General features: G+C 57.6%; 18 protein-coding genes, 4 tRNA genes and 1 riboswitch. Of the genes, 5 read left to right on the top strand and 17 right to left on the bottom strand.

Features of this window, described 5'->3' with window-relative positions; translation table 11 throughout:
* Window positions 1–449: 449 nt before the first annotated feature.
* Window positions 450–526 (bottom strand) — tRNA-Arg (locus AC1MEW_RS11245).
* Between the two features lie 291 nt (window positions 527–817).
* Between AC1MEW_RS11245 and AC1MEW_RS11240 the strand changes: the two genes are divergently transcribed.
* Complete coding sequence (locus AC1MEW_RS11240; RefSeq protein WP_201256352.1) at window positions 818–1051, top strand: hypothetical protein; 234 nt, start codon at window positions 818–820, stop codon at window positions 1049–1051.
* A 22-nt stretch (window positions 1052–1073) separates the two neighbouring features.
* Entirely contained in the window at window positions 1074–1253 is a 180-nt protein-coding gene (locus AC1MEW_RS11235) for a PA3371 family protein (protein WP_480426272.1), read from the top strand.
* Here the strand turns inward: AC1MEW_RS11235 and phnN are convergent.
* Window positions 1228–1800 (bottom strand): phosphonate metabolism protein/1,5-bisphosphokinase (PRPP-forming) PhnN, encoded by a 573-nt coding sequence (phnN, locus tag AC1MEW_RS11230; RefSeq protein WP_480426270.1) that lies wholly within the window; start codon window positions 1798–1800, stop codon window positions 1228–1230. The two genes, AC1MEW_RS11235 and phnN, sit on opposite strands and share 26 nt — an antisense overlap.
* 387 nt (window positions 1801–2187) lie before the next feature.
* Here phnN and AC1MEW_RS11225 point away from each other — a divergent pair, with 387 nt between their 5' ends.
* Window positions 2188–2514 (top strand): Arc family DNA-binding protein, encoded by a 327-nt coding sequence (locus AC1MEW_RS11225; RefSeq protein ID WP_003178899.1) that lies wholly within the window; start codon window positions 2188–2190, stop codon window positions 2512–2514.
* 102 nt (window positions 2515–2616) lie between these two features.
* Here the strand turns inward: AC1MEW_RS11225 and mgtE are convergent, their stop codons facing one another.
* Window positions 2617–4059 (bottom strand): magnesium transporter, encoded by a 1443-nt coding sequence (gene mgtE, locus AC1MEW_RS11220; protein ID WP_201205930.1) that lies wholly within the window; start codon window positions 4057–4059, stop codon window positions 2617–2619.
* A gap of 320 nt (window positions 4060–4379) precedes the next feature.
* On the opposite strand from mgtE, the gene AC1MEW_RS11215 reads away from it, so the two are divergent.
* Entirely contained in the window at window positions 4380–4898 is a 519-nt protein-coding gene (locus AC1MEW_RS11215; protein WP_201256354.1) for a cell envelope protein SmpA, read from the top strand.
* Window positions 4899–4917: 19 nt separating this feature from the next.
* On the opposite strand, the gene AC1MEW_RS11210 is transcribed toward AC1MEW_RS11215, so the two are convergent.
* The 7 genes from AC1MEW_RS11210 to ltaE form a co-directional block, all read right to left on the bottom strand.
* Window positions 4918–4994, bottom strand: a tRNA-Arg gene (locus tag AC1MEW_RS11210).
* Between the two features lie 72 nt (window positions 4995–5066).
* A tRNA-Arg gene (locus tag AC1MEW_RS11205) sits at window positions 5067–5143 on the bottom strand.
* Between the two features lie 107 nt (window positions 5144–5250).
* Window positions 5251–5341: transfer RNA gene (locus AC1MEW_RS11200), tRNA-Ser, on the bottom strand.
* Window positions 5342–5403: 62 nt separating this feature from the next.
* Window positions 5404–5592, bottom strand: coding sequence for a carbon storage regulator CsrA (gene csrA / locus AC1MEW_RS11195; RefSeq protein ID WP_002554426.1), 189 nt, complete (start codon window positions 5590–5592; stop codon window positions 5404–5406).
* Window positions 5593–5780: 188 nt separating this feature from the next.
* Window positions 5781–7022, bottom strand: a complete 1242-nt coding sequence (locus AC1MEW_RS11190; protein WP_201205934.1) for an aspartate kinase — start codon at window positions 7020–7022, stop codon at window positions 5781–5783.
* Window positions 7023–7112: 90 nt separating this feature from the next.
* A complete protein-coding gene (gene alaS / locus AC1MEW_RS11185) occupies window positions 7113–9731 on the bottom strand; it encodes an alanine--tRNA ligase (RefSeq protein ID WP_322269369.1) in 2619 nt (872 codons plus the stop codon).
* 146 nt (window positions 9732–9877) lie between these two features.
* Window positions 9878–10882, bottom strand: a complete 1005-nt coding sequence (gene ltaE / locus AC1MEW_RS11180; RefSeq protein ID WP_480426267.1) for a low-specificity L-threonine aldolase — start codon at window positions 10880–10882, stop codon at window positions 9878–9880.
* A 196-nt stretch (window positions 10883–11078) separates the two neighbouring features.
* Window positions 11079–11249: riboswitch (FMN riboswitch) on the top strand.
* 102 nt (window positions 11250–11351) lie between these two features.
* Here ltaE and AC1MEW_RS11175 point away from each other — a divergent pair.
* A complete protein-coding gene (locus AC1MEW_RS11175; protein ID WP_480426265.1) occupies window positions 11352–11861 on the top strand; it encodes a 6,7-dimethyl-8-ribityllumazine synthase in 510 nt (169 codons plus the stop codon).
* A 169-nt stretch (window positions 11862–12030) separates the two neighbouring features.
* Here the strand turns inward: AC1MEW_RS11175 and astE are convergent, their stop codons facing one another.
* The 7 genes from astE to AC1MEW_RS11140 all read right to left on the bottom strand — a co-directional run bounded on the left by astE (window position 12031) and on the right by AC1MEW_RS11140 (window position 20001).
* The gene (gene astE / locus AC1MEW_RS11170) at window positions 12031–13041 is read right to left on the bottom strand and encodes a succinylglutamate desuccinylase (protein ID WP_201205942.1); all 1011 of its coding nucleotides are present in this window, start codon (window positions 13039–13041) and stop codon (window positions 12031–12033) included.
* A 12-nt stretch (window positions 13042–13053) separates the two neighbouring features.
* Entirely contained in the window at window positions 13054–13341 is a 288-nt protein-coding gene (locus tag AC1MEW_RS11165) for a topoisomerase II (protein WP_480426263.1), read from the bottom strand.
* Window positions 13342–13402: 61 nt separating this feature from the next.
* Window positions 13403–14749, bottom strand: a complete 1347-nt coding sequence (gene astB, locus AC1MEW_RS11160; protein WP_201205945.1) for an N-succinylarginine dihydrolase — start codon at window positions 14747–14749, stop codon at window positions 13403–13405.
* A gap of 138 nt (window positions 14750–14887) precedes the next feature.
* Window positions 14888–16357, bottom strand: a complete 1470-nt coding sequence (astD, locus tag AC1MEW_RS11155; protein ID WP_201256362.1) for a succinylglutamate-semialdehyde dehydrogenase — start codon at window positions 16355–16357, stop codon at window positions 14888–14890.
* A complete protein-coding gene (gene astA, locus AC1MEW_RS11150) occupies window positions 16354–17379 on the bottom strand; it encodes an arginine N-succinyltransferase (protein ID WP_201205948.1) in 1026 nt (341 codons plus the stop codon). Before astA ends, astD begins: the two co-directional genes overlap by 4 nt.
* Before the next feature lie 82 nt (window positions 17380–17461).
* Complete coding sequence (gene aruF / locus AC1MEW_RS11145; RefSeq protein ID WP_201205950.1) at window positions 17462–18481, bottom strand: arginine/ornithine succinyltransferase subunit alpha; 1020 nt, start codon at window positions 18479–18481, stop codon at window positions 17462–17464.
* Window positions 18482–18780: 299 nt separating this feature from the next.
* Window positions 18781–20001, bottom strand: a complete 1221-nt coding sequence (locus tag AC1MEW_RS11140; protein WP_201205952.1) for an aspartate aminotransferase family protein — start codon at window positions 19999–20001, stop codon at window positions 18781–18783.
* Between the last annotated feature and the right edge of the window lie 31 nt (window positions 20002–20032).

Raw genomic sequence — 20032 nt, 5'->3', positions numbered from 1 at the left:
ACCTCTTTTCCGCTACTTTCGACCGAGAAGATCGAACCGTTAATAGAGCCCTACAACACCGCTCCACCAACTCCTTCTGGGCTTCGATGACCTGAAGCAACTCGCTGCCGAAAACTGCATAACTCTTTGTTTACCAAGGAGTTTTCCGTTTCGACTGCGCCGGAAGTGGGGCGAATTATAGACTTCCAGAATCTGCCGTCAAGCCCTGATTTAGCTTTTCTATCAATAACTTGCTGAAAGCTGGAAAACCGCACGATTCCTTCTATATAGGAGAGCAAAACAACGCCTTCTATATAGAAGGAACCCTCAAAGCGCCCTGAATGCAGAACTCAGCGCTCACGCACTGACAGACAGCCGCCGCCAAAGAGGCAAATGAGCACCTAACAAGAAATGGTCTTTTGGAAATCGCTAGCCAGTTCAGGAAGAAAACGACTGAGCGTGAAATTAAGTGGTGTCCCAGGGCAGGTTCGAACTGCCAGCCTTCCCCTTAGGAGGGGGATGCTCTATCCAATTGAGCTACTGAGACACAAGTCGCCCGCGAGAACCGCGGTGCGATGGACGGCGAGCATGTTAACGGGCAAGCCTGCTTTTGTCATGTCGTCCTTAGGCTTTTTAAGTGTAGGCAAATGCCTCAAGCCCAGGGCGCACCACTCGTCATGCAAATTGCATCACCTCAAAACGCCACCATTGCGATTTGCAATAATGAGCCCTCTCAGGAGCACCTTAATCCATTGTTTTTAAAGGAGTTAACAGGCGTTAGACTATTGGCATGCAGGCTGCTTTAGCTGTTCCAAGAACAAGATGGAGCCCCCCCCCCATGAACAGCGCCCTTTTACTCTCGAATGCAATCACCTTGGCGGTGCTGCTCGGCTTTCAATTTACCCCCGAGAATGACACTGCAATGCTCACTCAGCGCGCGCCTCATTACCTGCCGCTGCAAAAGGCACCTCAATTAGCGGTCATGAGCGATCTGCAAGGCGCTGCTAGCCAAGACGTCAGCCAACGCAGATACCTGTTGCCAGCAGAGTCTTCCGAACGCCTGGTATTTTGAATTACCTTAACAGGAGCACCGCATGTCCAAATCAGCCACAGTTTTTTTTATCCTGGCCTTGTTGAGCGGCATTCTTCATCTGTCATTACCCCAAGATAAAGCTGTCACTCTGCCCTTAATCGCCTGCGGCGTATTTGGTGTGTTGTTCGTACTGGCGCTGATCATCGGGCGTCGAATCAAATTTGATCCGGTTTTGCGCTGAGCTTCAGCAGACTCAAAAGCCCCTTGACCGTGACAGCCAAATCACCAGAGTTATCCAGCCGATGGATCAGCACATCACCGATCGAACCGTCAGCCACAAATAGTCCATTGCGTCGAAGCCTGGCCTCAATATCTACCAGACTTTCACGACCCCGCCGCAACAAACGCTCGCGTAACACGTCATCCTTGACCGTCAGCAATACCGGCAGCAGCGTGGGATAACGCTCCAGCGCAGCGAGCAAATGCCCCCGAGAGCCATTCATTAGCACATGGCAACCCGTACTAAGCCATTGGTCTATTTCGATGGGAATGCCGTAATCCAGCCCATTTGCATGCCAGAAGAGTGCGAAGTCGCCCTCGCGCCGGTGCCGCTCGAATTCCGCCAAGGAAACGCCTACCGCCTCCTCCCCTTTAGATTCGGCCGATCGAGTAATGACGCGCCGGACCACCTCACAACCGAGCGCCCGCAATGGCTCTCTAGCGGCATCGATGAGCGTGTCTTTACCCGACCCGGAAGGCCCCATCAGATAAATCAATCTGCCATCCATCCTGAAATCATCCCGCACGACAGGCTCGCCTCTAGTAAATCGGCCATTTGCCACTATCCTATACAAGGTAAGGATCGTGATCGAATCCGCATAGCATGCACCCTCAGGCGTCTTCGGACATTACCCGCGGGAGCAAGAGGACGCGGTCAGAGATGTGGACCTGGGCAAACTTTTCAAACCAGTCCGCATTTCTGATAATTGGTGCTGGCATAACGCCTTTATCCAGTTCAATATTTGTCACAGAATTGACGCCAATGATCTGGCTACTTTGAGGCATGATGCGAGCCTCTATCAATTCAGGTTGAACATTTGGCCAGAGTGCTTGTCCTAACAGACATCCTGCGGCCAATCCCGAGAACCGCTCCCCTGAACTAACCGGTTAAATATATGCGCCCATTGAAACAGGCAATTTATTCCAGCCGTACGGCTGACAAGTTCGTCGTACGTCTGCCAGACGGAATGCGTGAACGCATTGCCGAGGTGGCTCGCAATCATCATCGCAGCATGAACTCCGAAATCATTGCGCGCCTTGAGCAGAGTCTTATTCAGGAAGGCGCACTGGGCGAAGAGCTGAGCATGCGCCTGGACAGCCCAGAGCTGTCACTGCACGAACGCGAACTACTGCAACGCTTCCGCCAACTCTCCCACCGCCAGCAAAACGCACTTGTTTCGCTGATCGCCCATGACGCCGAAATGGCCGCAGACGCGTCCTGACTCACTCTAGAAAACTCAGGCCAGCATAATCGCTGGCTTTTTTTTGCCCGAAATTCGGAGCAAAAAAAAGCCCGCCAATTTGGCGGGCCTTGAAGAAGCTATTCAGAGCAGGAAGATTGTCGCCAACCCCAGGAAGATGAAGAACCCGCCGCTGTCGGTCATGGCCGTGATCATCACACTGGCGCCCATTGCCGGGTCGCGCCCCAGACGCGCGAGAGTCATGGGTATTAATACCCCCATCAGCGCCGCCAGCAACAAGTTGAGCGTCATGGCGGCGGTCATCACTACACCAAGGGACCAACTGCCATAGAGCAGATAGGCGACGACACCAATTACACCACCCCACACCAAGCCATTGATCAAACCCACCGCAAGCTCTTTGCGCATCAAGCGCGACGTGTTGCCGGTACTGACCTGGTCCAGGGCCATGGCTCGAACGATCATTGTGATCGTCTGGTTACCCGAGTTACCACCAATACCCGCCACGATAGGCATCAATGCCGCGAGCGCTACCAGCTTCTCGATGGAGCCTTCAAACAGACCGATTACCCGGGACGCTATAAACGCAGTGATCAGGTTCACCGCCAGCCAGGCCCAACGGTTACGCAGGGATTTCCAGACTGACGCGAAAATATCTTCTTCTTCACGCAGACCTGCCATGTTGAGAACTTCGTTTTCGCTCTCTTCACGAATCAGGTCGACCATTTCATCGATGGTCAGACGACCAATAAGCTTGCCGTTCTTGTCGACAACAGGCGCGGAGATCAAGTCATAACGCTCGAACGCCTGAGCGGCATCGTAAGCGTCTTCGTCCGGGTGAAAACTCACCGGATCGCTAGCCATGACTTCGGAAACCTGTTTATCCGGATCGTTAACCAGCAACCGCTTGATCGGCAGGACACCCTTGAGCACGCCGTCGTAGTCGACGACAAACAACTTATCGGTATGCCCCGGCAATTCTTTAAGGCGACGCAGGTAACGCAGAACCACTTCAAGACTGACATCCTCACGGATGGTCACCATCTCGAAGTCCATCAGCGCACCGACCTGCTCCTCGTCATAGGACAACGCGGAGCGAACGCGCTCACGCTGCTGGCCATCAAGGGTTTCCATCAGCTCATGGACGACGTCTCGCGGCAGCTCGGAGGCCAGGTCAGCAAGTTCGTCGGCATCCATGTCCTTGGCTGCAGCCAGGAGCTCGTGATCGTCCATGTCGGCGATCAGGGTTTCACGGACCGAGTCGGATACTTCGAGCAGAATATCGCCGTCACGATCAGCCTTGACCAATTGCCAGAGCGTCAGACGATCGCCCAGCGGCAGAGCTTCAAGGATGTAGGCAACGTCAGCGGAGTGCAGATCATCGAGCTTGCGTTGCAGCTCGACGAGGTTTTGCCGGTGAACCAGGTTCTCGACCCGATCGTGATGCGGACCTTCCTGGCGATGAGTCAGGTCTTCGACCACTCGCTGACGCTGCAGCAGCTCAACAACTTGAGCGAGGCGGTCTTGCAAGCTTTCCTGCGTTTTCTTTACTTCAACTTCGGACATAGGCGAACTCCACTCCCAGCAGCGGGGTACGCCGGAAGGATCAATCAGTCAATTCATGATTGGAAAAACGGGGTACTGAGTAACTACTGGGTAAGTCCATGGAGGTTTTCCACAAGCCCCGGCGGGGCTGACGGGCGCAATGATACACCGCCTGACGGTTTAAAACGCTAAAAAATCGTGGTTGAAACAAGCGCTTGCAAGACAAACCTGAGCGCTGCCCTTACCGATGAAACTGCGACGACTTATCCTGAAAAGAAAACACACCACCGCCAAAAAATGTAGCGACTACCCTTCAGGCGGAACGTCATGGAGGACGCCGAATGCCATCGAACACACACCTTCTTTTGTTGACCACCCTACTCTGCCTGCCACCTTGGGCGCTTTCAGCGACCATCCACCGATGCGAAGCACCCGACGGGCGCATCACCTTCACAACGATGAGTTGCAAGGCCGAGGAGAGCCTTTCACTTCAGACCGTGCGCCCGTTCATGCCGGGAACCACAGTGGCGGTCATGCCTGAAGCCGACACCCAGGAAAAATCAGGTATGAATGCAAAAAGGAGGGAACTGACCGTTGTCGGCCAATCAGAGGACAAATGTGGAAACCTGATCGACGCCAAACAACGTCGCGAAGCAATCATCAATCAGCGGGTCGTTGCCGGCATGACCCAGCAGGACGTTGAAAGCGCTCTCGGCAAACCGGACAAGATCAGCATTCGGAATTCGGCCACTAGTTATCGCTATGACCTCAAGCGAGGTCGCAGCGCACACGTCGAGTTTGATGAGAAAGGATGCGTCAAAGGAAAAGCCAAATCCCAGACAGCAAAAAGCCCGCGTTAGACGCAGGCTTTTTGGTGTTTGGTGCACTCGACAGGATTCGAACCTGTGACCGCTCGGTTCGTAGCCGAGTACTCTATCCAGCTGAGCTACGAGTGCATTTTGTGTTTTTAAACCAGACCACAACTGGCTGAAGCAAAGTCGCTCGCATTACTGCAAACAACTCTTAAATGGTGCACTCGACAGGATTCGAACCTGTGACCGCTCGGTTCGTAGCCGAGTACTCTATCCAGCTGAGCTACGAGTGCATTTGTTGCCGCGCATTATAGGCCGTCTAATCTCTATGTCAAACACTTTTTCTAGTAATTTCAACAACTTACCGAAGAAGCCAGATTACAACGTACTACGCAAATAATGGCGGAGAACGGGGGATTCGAACCCCCGACACCCTTTTGAGGTGTACTCCCTTAGCAGGGGAGCGCCTTCGGCCACTCGGCCAGCTCTCCGCAACACGGGGCGTATCTTAACCAACCTTTTCCCCGTTTGCAAACATAAAAAACGATAAAAATTAATGGCTTGGTTCTTCGTCCTTCTCTTTCTTGATACGCAGGTAAATTTCCTCACGATGCACAGCCACCTCTTTCGGGGCGTTGACACCAATACGCACTTGATTTCCTTTGACGCCGAGCACGGTCACAGTGATTTCGCCATCACCAATAATCAGGCTTTCTGCGCACCGACGAGTCAGAATCAGCATACCTTTCTCCTCACGCATTTCAGTTCAGGGACAACAGTCTGCAAAAAAAAGGCACTCGACCTACAACCGGAACGATCGCAGCCCTACATGCCTGAGTATTGACCAGCGCGAGCAAAAGAACAGTTCTCGGGTCGCGCTATTCAAAAAAGACGAAGGGCGCGGTCAGACCGCGCCCTTCGGGAACCGCATCACTCACCCTGACGGGCAGGCGCATCCAGTTCGAAAGCCGTGTGCAGAGCGCGCACAGCCAGTTCCAGGTACTTCTCTTCAATCACGACGGAAACTTTGATTTCCGAGGTCGAGATCATCTGGATGTTGATGCTTTCCTTGGCCAGGGATTCGAACATGCGGCTGGCTACGCCTGCGTGAGAACGCATGCCGACGCCGACGATCGAGACCTTGGCGATCTTGATGTCACCAACGACTTCACGGGCACCGATCTCGCGAGCGGTGTTTTCCAGCACGGTTTGTGCGGCCTGGAAGTCATTGCGGTGCACGGTGAAGGTGAAGTCGGTGGTGTTATCGTGCGCAACGTTCTGCACGATCATGTCGACTTCAATGTTCGCAGCACTGATAGGCCCAAGAATCTTGAACGCCACACCCGGGGTGTCTGGCACGCCACGGATGGTCAGCTTGGCTTCATCGCGGTTGAAAGCGATGCCGGAAATGATCGGCTGTTCCATGGTTTCCTCTTCATCAATAGTAATGAGGGTGCCCGGACCCTCCTTGAAGCTGTGCAGTACGCGCAGCGGAACGTTGTACTTGCCGGCGAATTCCACCGCACGGATCTGCAACACCTTGGAACCGAGGCTGGCCATTTCCAGCATCTCTTCAAAGGTAATCTTGTCCAGGCGCTGGGCCACGGACACCACACGTGGGTCGGTGGTGTAGACGCCGTCCACATCGGTGTAGATCTGGCATTCGTCAGCCTTCAAGGCCGCTGCCAGCGCCACGCCGGTGGTGTCGGAACCGCCACGACCGAGGGTGGTGATGTTGCCGTGCTCGTCAACGCCCTGGAAACCGGCGACAACCACCACGCGACCAGCCTTCAGGTCACCGCGAATCTTCTGATCGTCAATCTGCAAGATACGCGCTTTATTGTGCGCGCTGTCCGTCAGAATCCGTACCTGATTGCCGGTGTAGGACACCGCTGGCACGCCGCGTTTGATCAGCGCCATGGCCAACAGGGCAATCGTCACCTGCTCACCGGTGGAGACGATCACATCCAGCTCACGCGGAACCGGCTGACTGTCGCCACTGATTTGCTTGGCCAGATCGATCAGACGGTTGGTCTCGCCGCTCATTGCAGACAGCACAACCACCAGGTCATCGCCGGCATCGCGGAATTTCTTAACCTTGTCGGCGACCTGCTCGATTCTCTCGACAGTACCGACTGAGGTGCCTCCAAATTTCTGTACGATCAAAGCCATTTCAAAGCCGCCTCTGCCCATGAAGGGCGCCCAATAATCACTCAAACAGTTGCCGACACCGCCACTAGACCGCGGCGCCGGCAAACCGCCTTATAAACCCTGCTCTACAAATGGAACGGTCAGGGCCAATGCGGCATCCAGTGCGCCGGCGTCTACACCACCGCCCTGCGCCATGTCTGGACGACCACCGCCCTTCCCGCCCACTGCCGCAGCGGCTTGCTTCATCAAATCACCGGCTTTGAGTTGGCCAGTCAGGTCCTTGGTTACGCCTGCAACCAGAACGACCTTATCCTCATGGACACTGCCGAGCAGGATCACTGCGCGGCCGAGTTTGTTTTTCAGTTGATCGACCAGCGCCAGCAGCGCCTTGCCGTCCTGACCGTCCAGACGCACGGCCAGCACTTTCACACCTTTGACATCCAGCGCGGAAGACGACAGATCGTCGCCCGCCGCACTGGCGGCCTTGGCTTGCAACTGCTCGAGTTGCTTCTCCAGCAGACGGTTGCGCTCCAGCACAGCCGACAGCTTGTCGATCAGGTTGTCGCGGCTGCCCTTGACCAGGTTGGCCGCTTCCTTGAGTTGTTCTTCAGCAGCGTTCAAGTAGGCCAGTGCCGCAGCTCCCGTGACCGCCTCAATACGACGCACACCGGAGGCCACACCGCCTTCGCTGATGATTTTCAGCAGGCCGATGTCGCCGGTACGGTTAGCGTGAATGCCACCGCACAGCTCGACGGAGAAATCACCGCCCATGCTCAGCACGCGCACGTTGTCGCCATACTTCTCACCAAACAGCGCCATGGCGCCTTTCTTTTTGGCGGTTTCAATATCGGTTTCTTCAGTTTCAACCGCGGAGTTCTTGCGAATCTCGGCGTTGACGATGTCTTCCAGCGCCTTCAACTGCTCAGGCTTGATGGCTTCGAAGTGGCTGAAGTCAAAGCGCAAGCGCTGACTGTCGACCAGCGAGCCTTTCTGCTGAACGTGTTCGCCCAGCACCTGACGCAATGCAGCGTGCAGCAAGTGCGTCGCCGAGTGGTTCAGCGAAGTCGCGTGACGCACGTCGGCATCGACATGAGTTTCTACCGGCGCGCCGATCGTCAGACTGCCCGAAGCCAGCACACCGTGATGCAGGAACGCACCGCCGGTCTTGGTGGTGTCGCGCACATCGAAACGGCTGCTGCCGACTTGCAGATAACCGCAGTCGCCGATCTGACCGCCGGACTCAGCGTAGAAAGGCGTTTGATTGAGAACAACCACGCCTTCTTCGCCTTCACTTAAGACGTCGACCGAGCGGCCTTCTTTATAGATGGCGACAATTTTGGCCGAACCGCTGGTGGCCTTGTAGCCGGTGAACTCGGTCGCTACGTCAACCTTGACCAAGGTGTTGTAGTCCAGACCGAACGAGCTGGCCGAGCGAGCACGAACACGCTGAGCTTCCATTTCGCGCTCGAAACCGACTTCGTCAACCGTCAGGTTACGTTCGCGAGCGATGTCAGCGGTCAGGTCCATCGGGAAACCGTAGGTGTCATACAGCTTGAACACCACATCGCCCGGCACCACGGTGCCTTTGAGTTCCAACAGATCCTGCTCGAGAATCTTCAGGCCGTGCTCCAAAGTCTTGGAGAACTGCTCTTCTTCGGCCTTGAGTACGCGCTCGATATTGCCCTGTTGCTGCTTGAGCTCCGGGAACGCTTCGCCCATCTCGGCAACCAGCGCCGCGACGATCTTGTAGAAGAAGCTGCCGGTCGCACCCAGCTTGTTACCGTGACGGCACGCACGACGAATAATCCGGCGCAGCACGTAGCCACGGCCTTCGTTGGACGGCAGCACGCCGTCGGCAATCAGGAAACCGCACGAACGAATGTGGTCGGAGACGACTTTGAGTGAAGACTGATCGTCGTTGCTGCAACCGATAGCCTCGGCCGACGCGCTCAGCAGGTTCTTGAACAGGTCGATTTCATAGTTCGAATGAACGTGCTGCATCACCGCACTGATCCGCTCCAGGCCCATGCCGGTATCTACCGATGGCGCTGGCAACGGATGCAACACGCCATCGGCGGTGCGGTTGAACTGCATGAACACGTTGTTCCAGATCTCGATGTAACGGTCGCCATCTTCTTCCGGCGAACCCGGCGGGCCGCCCCAAATGTGGTCGCCGTGATCGTAGAAAATCTCGGTGCAAGGGCCGCACGGGCCGGTATCGCCCATGGTCCAGAAGTTGTCGGACGCGTATGGCGCACCTTTGTTGTCGCCGATGCGAATCATGCGCTCGACCGGAACACCGATTTGTTTGGTCCAGATGTCGTAAGCCTCGTCATCCGAGGCATAGACCGTTACCCAGAGTTTTTCCTTGGGCAGTTTCAGGACACCGGTCAGGAAGGTCCAGGCGTAGGTAATCGCATCGTGCTTGAAATAGTCACCGAAGCTGAAGTTACCCAGCATTTCAAAGAACGTGTGGTGACGAGCGGTATAACCGACGTTTTCCAGGTCACTGTTCTTGCCACCGGCACGCACGCACTTCTGGCTGCTGGTCGCACGGGTGTACGCACGTTTTTCCTGGCCCAGGAAGCAGTCCTTGAACTGGTTCATCCCCGCGTTAGTGAACAGCAGGGTTGGGTCGTTGCCCGGAATCAAAGAGCTGGAGGCTACACGGGTGTGGCCTTGCTCTTCGAAGAAGCGAAGGAAGGCTTCACGGATTTCTGCGCTTTTCATTAGGTTCTTCCACGGAGGCTGCGGCCAAAGGCCTGTGCGAAACGTCAACAGACGAAGCGACGGCAAAGGGCCGCATTATATCGGCCCTGCGCGCGGGGTACAGCGTGTTTATACGATAGAAACGGTCAATTGGACGGCTAACGCTGTCAGTTGCGCGAAAACTCGACGAATGTCGCGATGACCTGCTCGATTTGTGCGCGGCTGACGTCCATGTGCGTGACCATTCGCAGACGGCCGGCGGCGCTCAGCTTGATACCACGCTCAGCCGCGAACGCCTTGATCGCCTCGGCCTTGTCGCCTATCTGCACGTAAACCATGTTGGTCTGCACCGGTTCGATGTCGTAACCGGCTTTACGCAGGCCGTCGGCAAGAAATTGCGCATTGTCATGGTCGTCGGCCAAGCGCTGGATATTGTGATCCAGCGTATACAACCCTGCCGCCGCCAGAATCCCGGCCTGACGCATGCCACCACCGACCATTTTGCGCAGGCGTCGCGCCTTGCCGATCAACTCGACCGAGCCGCACAACACCGAACCGATCGGAGCGCCCAGCCCCTTGGACAAGCAGACCGATACCGAATCGAAATGCTGAGTGATCTCCCGGGCATCAACCCCCAGCTTGACCGCCGCGTTGTAAAGCCGCGCGCCATCCAGGTGCAGGGCCAAACCGTGTTCACGGGTGAAACTGCGCGCCCGGGCCAGATACTCCAGTGGCAGGACTTTGCCCTGCATGGTGTTTTCCAGGGCCAGCAAGCGTGTGCGGGCGAAGTGGAAGTCGTCAGGCTTGATCGCTGCGGCAACCTGGGCCAGGTCCAGGGACCCATCGGCCTGCACTTCCAGCGGCTGTGGCTGGATTGAGCCGAGCACCGCGGCACCGCCACCTTCGTACTTATAAGTGTGAGCCTGCTGACCGACGATGTATTCCTCGCCGCGCTCGCAGTGGGCCATCAACCCTAGCAAGTTACTCATGGTTCCCGTCGGAACGAATAGCGCTGCAGCAAAACCCAGTCGCGTGGCCAGTTCGGCTTCCAGACGATTGACCGTCGGATCTTCACCGTAAACGTCGTCACCGGTGGCCGCTGTGGCCATCGCGTCGAGCATTCCTTTGGACGGTTGAGTGACGGTGTCGCTGCGAAGATCGATAACGCTCATAAATCTGGCCTCGGTAATCAGGGGAATTCGCTTTCCAAGAGGAATTACTGCGGTCATGCCGACGAATAATCAACCCTTGGGCGAGGAAAAGACGCTTTACCCCTTCGAAAAAATCGATATCAATCATCAGAAAGCAGCGATGCGCATGCACAAAATATGTGTTAAAAACGCTTCGCCGCCAAACATTCTGGCGGCAAAACGTTCTCAGGGCGGGGTGCAACTCCCCACCGGCGGTAATTGCGCGCAATGCGCATAGCCCGCGAGCGCTTGGTGACAGCACGCCTTGGGCGGTGACTGGCGGCAAGGTCAGCAGACCCGGTGTGATCCCGGGGCCGACGGTCATAGTCCGGATGAAGAGAGAACGGGATTGGCGCCAAAGGGCCGTCCGCCGGCATTCGTGCGAGCGCGCGTACCCTTAAATCCCATTCGATTCATAAGCCCTGTTTTTCACACAAACAGGAACCAGAACATGCAACCCACCGCAATCGATAGCAAAAGCAAAAACCATCAGGGCGAGCGCGTTGCGTTCATCCAGGCCTGCTGGCACAAAGAAATCGTCGACCAGAGCCGTAAGGGCTTCCTGGCCGAGATGATTGCCCTGGGCTATCAGGAATCGGACATCGACTTCTTCGAACTCGGCGGCGCCTTTGAAATTCCGCTGCACGCCAAGCTGCTGGCCAAAACTGGCCGTTATGCCGGTATCGTTGCCGCAGGCCTGGTGGTGGACGGCGGGATCTACCGTCACGAATTCGTCGCCCAGTCGGTGATCAGCGGCCTGATGCAGGTTCAGCTGGAAACTGAAGTGCCGGTATTCTCGGTGGTCCTGACCCCGCACCACTTCCATGCTGGCGAAGAACATCAGAAGTTCTTCTTCGAGCATTTCGTGCATAAAGGCCAGGAAGCAGCGAAGACTTGCGCGGATACGCTGCACAAGACGCGTGCATTGCGTCGTAGTGAACCGCGTGCGGTAGCGGTCTAAACACAAAAACTGTGTATGCGGGTGGGGCCTTCGGCCTCACCCAAACCAAATGTGGGAGCGAGCTTGCTCGCGAAAGCGGTTTAACATTCAACACCTATGTTGACTGTCAGTCCGCTTTCGCGAGCAAGCCCGCTCCCACATTGGTTTTGTGTCGGGTTTGAGATCGAGGTCAGGCGAGGTTCTCGTCGCTGGTCGGCACGATCAGGATGCCGGCGCGCAGGCCGTTCTTTACCTTGGGGTTCGGGAAGATGATCCGGGCGCCCTTCTCTTCGATGATCCAGCGGGTCTGGGCGATGTCTTCGGCCAGCACGTAACCCACTTCCAACTCCGAAAAGTTCTCGATGTCCGCTGGCAGGTTCAAGCGAAAGCTGTCGCTGTGCTTGATGATTTCCCGCGCCACGCTGAATAGCTGCAAACCGTCCAGCGACGCTTCGGCCAGGGCTGGCTCGTTGCCTTCGATGATCTGTTTGAGACGGGTCTCGAGCAGATCGACATTAACCCCGGCGTTCTGCCCGAACGGTCGGGCCTTGCCCAATTCGAGGGTAAAAGCCTCGGCCCCGAGCTTGTCGTAGGTGTAGGAACTGAAGACGATGGACGGCTTGTTCTGCAACAGCACTGCTTCCATGCCGGCGGCGCGCAGGCGAGCCAGTTCCAGTCGCGAATGCTGGCGACCTTCCTTCCACGGATACAGCGCGAACTGCTCAATTTTCGAGCCACGAATCGCGGTGTGCAGGTCGTAGTGCAGACGGTCGCGATCCGGCAGGCTGAAGAAACTCGCCGCCAGTCGCTCCAGTTCACAAGCGCGCAGGGCTTCGGAACCGCTGCTTTGCTCATGACGGCCGTTGAATAGCCGGTTGACGTCCTGCTCGATGAAACGCTCGCCGCGACGGATCGCCTCGGGGTTACCGAACAGGAACAGAATACGTGCGCGCGGTTTAAGATCGCCGCGGGCGATGTCATGCAACAGGCGATCAAGCAACTCGATCGGCGCTGTTTCGTTGCCATGGATACCGGCTGACAGCAGCAGGTCCAGGCCATTGTCCCGCGCTTCAGGTGGCCGGACTTCCAGCGCGCCTTCGCTCAACCAGCGCATCCGCACGCCTTCGACAGTCAGTTGAGTCTTCTCCGCCGGTTCGCGGCCGGCGAGGGTCAGTTCAAGCAGTTTGCCGAGGGCGAGCATAGAGCGATTTCCTTAGTGGTCGTGTGCGCAATCCGGGCCGTGCACGTGGTTTTCGTCACCGACTTCGGCCGGTTCCATTTCCAGTTGCAGACTTACCAGATTAGTCGCCAATGGGCGCAGCAGCAGGTTGGCGTATTCAGCATCGCCTTCTTCGACGTCGACGCCGATCAGCAGTTGGCCGCGGCCGTCTTGCTGGATCCACAGCTCTTTGCCTTGCCACATGACCGCGACGCGGGTGCAGGAGGTTTCCAGTTGCGTGCCGTCGGTGTCTTCAAGGATCAGCTGCAGGGTATCGCTCATGTTTTTTACGCTCTCGTTTGAGATGAAGCAGCGCACGCTCAGGTAGAGCGCGCGCCGACGTTCAATTGATCTGGAATGGATAAACCGCGCCCAGTTTAAGGATTTGCGTCAGTTCATCCAGTGCCGTCCGGCACTCAAGCAGCAATTGCGGGTCCGCCAGATCGTTTTCGGTCATGCGGTCGCGGTAGTGCTTGTCGACCCATTCGGTCAATGTGCCGTACAACGGTGCCGTCATGATAACCCCTGGATTGACGGCCGCCAGTTCGGTTTCGTTGAGGGCGACGCGAAGTCGCAGGCAAGCCGGGCCACCGCCGTTCTGCATGCTCTGCTTCAGATCGAAAACTTTCACTTCGCGGATCAGCCCGCCAGAGCTGGTCAAACCTTGCAGGTACTGCCAGACACGCTCGTTGCCACGGCACTCTTCCGGCACGATCAACAGCATGGAGCCGTCAGGACGCGACAGCAGTTGGCTATTGAACAAGTAGGACCGAACTGCATCTTCGACGGTTACCGCGGAACGCGGTACGCAGACAGACTGAAATTTCCCACCGACCTTGGCGAGTTTTCCGGAAAGCTCGGCCAGCATCTGTTCGGTGTCGAGGAACGCGTCCTCGTGATAGAACAAGACCTCGCCATTACCCACTGCGATCACGTCGTTATGGAACACGCCCTGATCGATCACCGAAGGATTCTGTTGCGCGTAGACCACGCCGTCATCGCTCAAACCGTGCAAACGAGCCACAGCCTGGGAAGCTTCGAGGGTCTGTCGCGCCGGGTATTTCTGCGGTGCCGGGTAACGGGTATCGAATGCGCTGCGACCGAACACGAAGAACTCGACGCCGGCTTCGCCATATTCACGGCAGAAACGGGTGTGGTTGGCCGCGCCTTCGTCGCCGAACTGCGCCACGGCCGGCAATGCGGCGTGGTGAGCAAAGTGCTTCTGGTCAGCGAACATCGCGCCCAGCACGCGGCTGGTGGTCGGGTGTTCGATGCTACGGTGATATTTGCAGTTCAGGTTGGCAGCGGTGAAATGCACACGGCCATCGGCGGTGTCAGCACTTGGGCTGACGGTGGCGGCGTTGGCTACCCACATGCTCGAGGCTGAGCAACTGGCGACCAACAGCGGCATTGCATCTTTAGCGGCCTGTTCGATCACCTGAGCGTCGGTGCCGCTGAAACCCAAACGGCGCAATGCAGCAACGTCCGGACGCTCTTGCGGTGCCAGTACGCCTTGTTGAAAGCCCATTTCCATCAGGGCTTTCATTTTCGCCAGTCCTTGCAACGCCGCTTCCTTCGGATTCGAAGACTGCTGGCTGTTGCTTTGGGACGCGACGTTGCCGTAGGACAGGCCGCCGTAGTTATGGGTCGGCCCCACTAGACCGTCAAAATTGACTTCATAGGATTTCATCAGCGAGGCTCCACGAGAATCTGTTTTTATAGGCATCAAGTAACAATTCAGTACAACGTGTCGCGGCCATCGCGAGCAGGCTCTCTCCCACAAGTTTTGCGTAATCCATGTGGGAGCGAGCCTGCTCGCGAATGGGCGTTACGACATCCGCACGCCAGGCGTCAGCGAGGCAGGCATGACCAGGCTCGGGGTTTCCAGCGAAGCCACCGGGTACGCACAGTAATCTGCCGCGTAATAAGCGCTGGCGCGATGGTTACCCGAAGCACCGACGCCGCCAAATGGCGCGCTGCTCGCAGCACCGGTCAGTTGCTTGTTCCAGTTGACGATACCGGCGCGGCTTTCCAGCCAGAACTGCTGATAACGTGCTTCGGAATCCGACAGCAAACCGGCGGCCAGACCATAGTCCGTGTCGTTGGCTTCAGCGATCGCCGCTTCAAAATCAGCGTAGCGGATCACTTGCAGCAACGGGCCGAACAGCTCTTCGTCAGGACGATCAGCCACTTCGCTGACATCAAGAATACCTGGCGTCAGCAAGGCTGCCTGAGCCTGCGGTTGAGTCATTTCCAGCAGCGCGACGGCACCATTCGCCAGCAAATGTTCCTGTGCATCCATCAACGCTTTCGCCGCGCCGAGGGAAATCACCGAGCCCATGAACGGCGCAGGCGTTTGATCAAATGCACCGACTTCAATCGTCGAGCTGACCGCTACCAGACGCGCCAGCAAGGTGTCACCCCAGGCGCCTTGCGGCACCAGCAAGCGGCGAGCACAGGTGCAACGCTGACCGGCAGAAATGAACGCCGACTGGATGATGGTGTAAACGGCGGCATCAAGATCAGCGACCTCGTCGACCACCAGCGGGTTGTTACCGCCCATTTCCAGCGCGAGGATCTTGTCCGGACGACCGGCGAATTGTTGGTGCAAGTGATTGCCGGTACGGCTGGAACCGGTGAAGAACAAACCGTCGATGCCCGAGTTCGCCGCCAGTGCGATACCCGTTTCGCGAGCACCTTGCAGCAGGTTCAACACACCTGCCGGCAGGCCGGCTTCGATCCAGCACTTGACCGTCAGTTCAGCGACTTTCGGGGTCAGTTCGCTTGGCTTGAACAGCACGCTGTTACCGGCCAGCAGCGCCGGTACGATGTGACCGTTTGGCAAGTGACCCGGGAAATTGTAAGGACCAAACACCGCCACCACGCCGTGTGGCTTGTGGCGCAATACCGCGGTGGCGTCGCCCAACGGGCCGCTCTTCTCGCCGGTACGTTCGCGGTAGCTCTGTACCGAGATCGCAATCTTGTTGACCATGCTGGTGACTTCAGTCGCCGCTTCCCACAGGGGTTTGCCGGTTTCTTCACCGATGCAGCGAGCCAGTTCGTCAGCGTGGTTCTTTAGGGCGGCGGCAAAGGCTTCCAGCACTGCGATGCGCTCGTCCAGGGTCCGACGGGCCCAGCCCGGGAACGCCTGACGCGCGGCTTGCACGGCCGATTCAACCTGAGCAGTGGTCGCGCCTTCGCCGGTCCACAGTACTTGTTGGGTCACTGGGTTCAGCGATTGAAAAGCTTCACCCTGGCCAGCCAGCCATTCACCTGCGATGTATAGCGAATTCATTATTTCGACTCCCGAGCAGCGGACAACGGAACGGCGCGCACTTGATCACCGGCGTTGAGTTGAAGGCGTTTGGCGGTCTGCGGATCGACCACCAAAGTACCGGCGGCGAAGCGTGCTGGCGCGGCAGTGATCCGGCAGTCTTCGCGCTTGCGGTTGTGAATCAGGAATGGCGTGGCATCGTCACCCGGCGTGCCGATGGCCAGCACCAGCGCCTGGCTGTCGCGTACCGCTCGGATCTTGCTGGTTTCGCACTCCACTGCCGGGCCTGCGTCGAAAATGTCGACGTAGCCCTGATAGCTGAAACCTTCGCTTTTGAGCATGGCCAGGGCCGGTTCGGTATCAGGGTGAACCTGACCGATCACGTTGCGTGCGTCTGGCGACAGGAAGCAGGTGTACAGCGGAAACTTCGGCATCAGCTCGGCGATGAACGCCTTGTTGCCAACACCCGTGAGGTAATCCGCCTGGCTGAATTCCATTTTGAAGAAGTGTCGGCCCAGGCTTTCCCAGAACGGCGAACGCCCGGCTTCATCGGACACACCGCGCATTTCGGCAATGATCTTGTTGCCAAACAGTTGCGGGAATTCAGCGATGAACACCATCCGCGCCTTGGCCAACATGCGGCCATTGAGGCCTGTACGGTAATCGGCGTGCAGGAACAGCGAGCACAACTCGGAGTTACCAGTCAGGTCGTTGGCCAGGAATAGCGTTGGAATTTCGCGGTAGATGTTCAGCTCTTGCGATGCACTGACAGTCAGGCCAACCCGGAAGTTGTACCAAGGCTCACGCATGCCGACGGCACCGGCGATGGCGGAAATGCCCACCACGCGACCGTTGTCGTCTTCGAGCACGAACAGGTAGTCCGCATCGCCCCGCCCGGCTTCGCCGCGGAAGGTCTTCTCGGCCCAGCCGACCCGATGGGCCAGACGTTCTTCGTTGGCCGGCAAGGTGGTCAGGCCGGTGCCGGTGCTGCGGGCCAGGTCGATCAGAGCGGGTAAATCGCTGCTGCGTACGGGACGAACGATCATGCTATCTCCTCAAACGGGCCGCTTGCGCCACCCGTGAAACTCGCTGCTTTTCAGGCATTCTTTCTAGACACAACGGCAGGCGTTAAACCGCTACCAGGCGCACGCTGGCACCTTCACCGACGCCCAAGGCCTCGGCCGCTTCAAGATCCAGGGTCACGGGTTTGCCCGGCGCGTAATCGAGCTCGAGCAATACGGCGCGGTAATCCTGCAACTGGGCGTTGGCTACCAGGTACTGACGACCGGCGCCTTTGACCGGCTCACCGATTTTCACCGGGACCACACGGCTCTGGGCGATCGAACGAATCCCCGAGACGCGGGCGTGCAGGGTCGGGCCGCCGTCGAAAATGTCGATGTAATGATCAGTCTCGAAGCCTTCGCGCATCAGTATGTCGAAGGTGATTTGCGCACGCGGGTGCACCTGGCCCATCGCTTCTTGAGCGGAGTCCGGCAGCAGCGGCACATAGATCGGGTAATGCGGCATCAGTTCGGCCAGGAAAGTCCGGCTCTTCAGACCACACAGACGCTCGGCAGCGGCGTAGTTGAGGTCGAAGAAGTTGCGACCGATGGCGTCCCAGAACGGCGAATCGCCATTCTCGTCGCTGTAACCGACGATCTCGGTCACGACCGAATCGGCGAAGCGTTCCGGGTGGCTGGCGACAAACAGCAGACGACCACGGGAATTGAGTTCCGCCCAAGGCGAGCCCACCAGTTCTCGTTGCACGTAGAAGCTGGTCAGCAAGCTGTTGCCGGTCAGGTCGTGGCACTGGGAGAGCACGTGGATCTTGTTATGAATCTTCAGCTCGCGGGAGGCATGCACGAAGGTTTCATTACGGAAACTGTAGAACGGCTCGGAATAACCGGCCGACGCAACGATGGCCGAGCAGCCCACCAGTTTGCCGGTGGCGATGTCTTCGAGGACAAAGAAATAGCTCTCTTCACCGTTGAAGCTGACTTCAGCGGAAAACGAGGCTTCGCTTGCCGCGATCTTGTCGCTCAGGCGTTCAACGTCATCCGGCAAGGAAGTGACACCAATCGGGCTGTCCGCAGCCAGACGCTGTACCTCGCCCAGATCAGCCATTTGCGCGGGGCGCATCACCAGCATGGTGTCACTCCTTTCTCGAAAACTCTTTTAGGAAAAATAACCGGGCAGTCATTGCAAACACTCGGACTAATGTGGGACCGGGCTTGTGTGGCGAGGGGGCTTGCCCCCGTTGGGGTGCGAAGCGCCCTTAAAACCAGTTACCACGATCTTTCAGTCAGAAAGAGGTGACCGATTTACGATTGCTTCGCAACCGAACGGGGGCAAGCCCCCTCGCCACAACAAGCCCAGTCCCACATTGAATCTGGCCCGGCATAAAAAATTGGGTTCGACGCCCGAACAGTCAGGCGTCGAAGGGTCTATCAGGCTTGAGTCAGTTTCGCCGCAGCGCGTTCGAAACGGTCCAGCCCTGCATCGATGTCAGCGTCTTCAACCACCAGGCTTGGCGCGAAACGAATCACGTCCGGGCCGGCTTGCAGAATCATCAGGCCTTCACGCTCGGCGGCGTTGAAGATGTCCTTGGCCTTGCCTTTCCAGGCATCGCTCAGCACACAACCGATCAACAGGCCCAGGCCTCGCACTTGAGTGAACAGGCCGTATTTCTCGCCGATCTGCTCCAGGCGAGCCTTGAACTTGTCGTGCTTGGCGTTGACGCCGCTCAGCACTTCAGGGGTGTTGATCACGTCGATCACGGCTTCTGCGACAGCGCACGCCAGCGGGTTGCCGCCGTAAGTGGTGCCGTGGGTGCCGACGACCAGGTGCTTGGCCAACGCTTCGGTGGTCAGCATCGCCGCGATCGGGAAACCACCGCCCAGGCTCTTGGCGCTGGTCAGGATGTCCGGGGTCACGCCGTAATGCTGGTAGGCGAACAGCTTGCCGCTGCGGCCCATACCGGTTTGCACTTCGTCGAACACCAGCAGCGCGTTGTGCTCGGTGCACAGCTCGCGGGCGCCTTGCAGGTAAGCCAGCTCGGCCGGCAGTACGCCGCCCTCGCCCTGGATCGGTTCCAGCACCACGGCGCAAGTCTTATCGGAAACGGCAGCTTTAAGAGCAGCCAGATCGTTGTAAGGAACGTGGGTGATGCCGGTGATTTTAGGACCGAAGCCGTCGGAGTACTTCGACTGGCCACCCACGTTCACGGTGAACAGGGTGCGGCCGTGGAAGCTGTTCAGCGCGGCGATGATTTCGTACTTCTCGCTGCCGAAACGATCGAACGCGACGCGACGGGCCAGCTTGAAGGCGGCCTCGTTGGCTTCGGCGCCCGAGTTGCAGAAGAACACGCGCTCGGCAAAAGTGGCGTCGATCAGCTTATGCGCCAGGCGCAGGGCCGGCTCATTGGTGAACACGTTGGACACGTGCCACAGCTTGTTCGCCTGTTCGGTCAATGCACTGACCAGCGCCGGGTGCGCATGGCCCAAGACGTTAACGGCAATCCCGCCGGCGAAGTCGATCAGCTCGCGGCCAGACTGGTCCCAAACGCGGGAACCGGCACCACGCACAGGGATGAATGCGGCAGGCGCGTAGTTGGGAACCATTACCTGGTCGAAATCGGCGCGTTGTACCGCAGCGTGCTCAACGGACATCGGAGTCTCCTGATGAGGAACACTCGCCTGA

The organism is Pseudomonas sp. ASL4 (assembly GCF_056680395.1).
The sequence above is the reverse complement of the archived record's forward strand: the minus strand, read 5'-3'. Positions and strand labels throughout refer to the sequence as shown.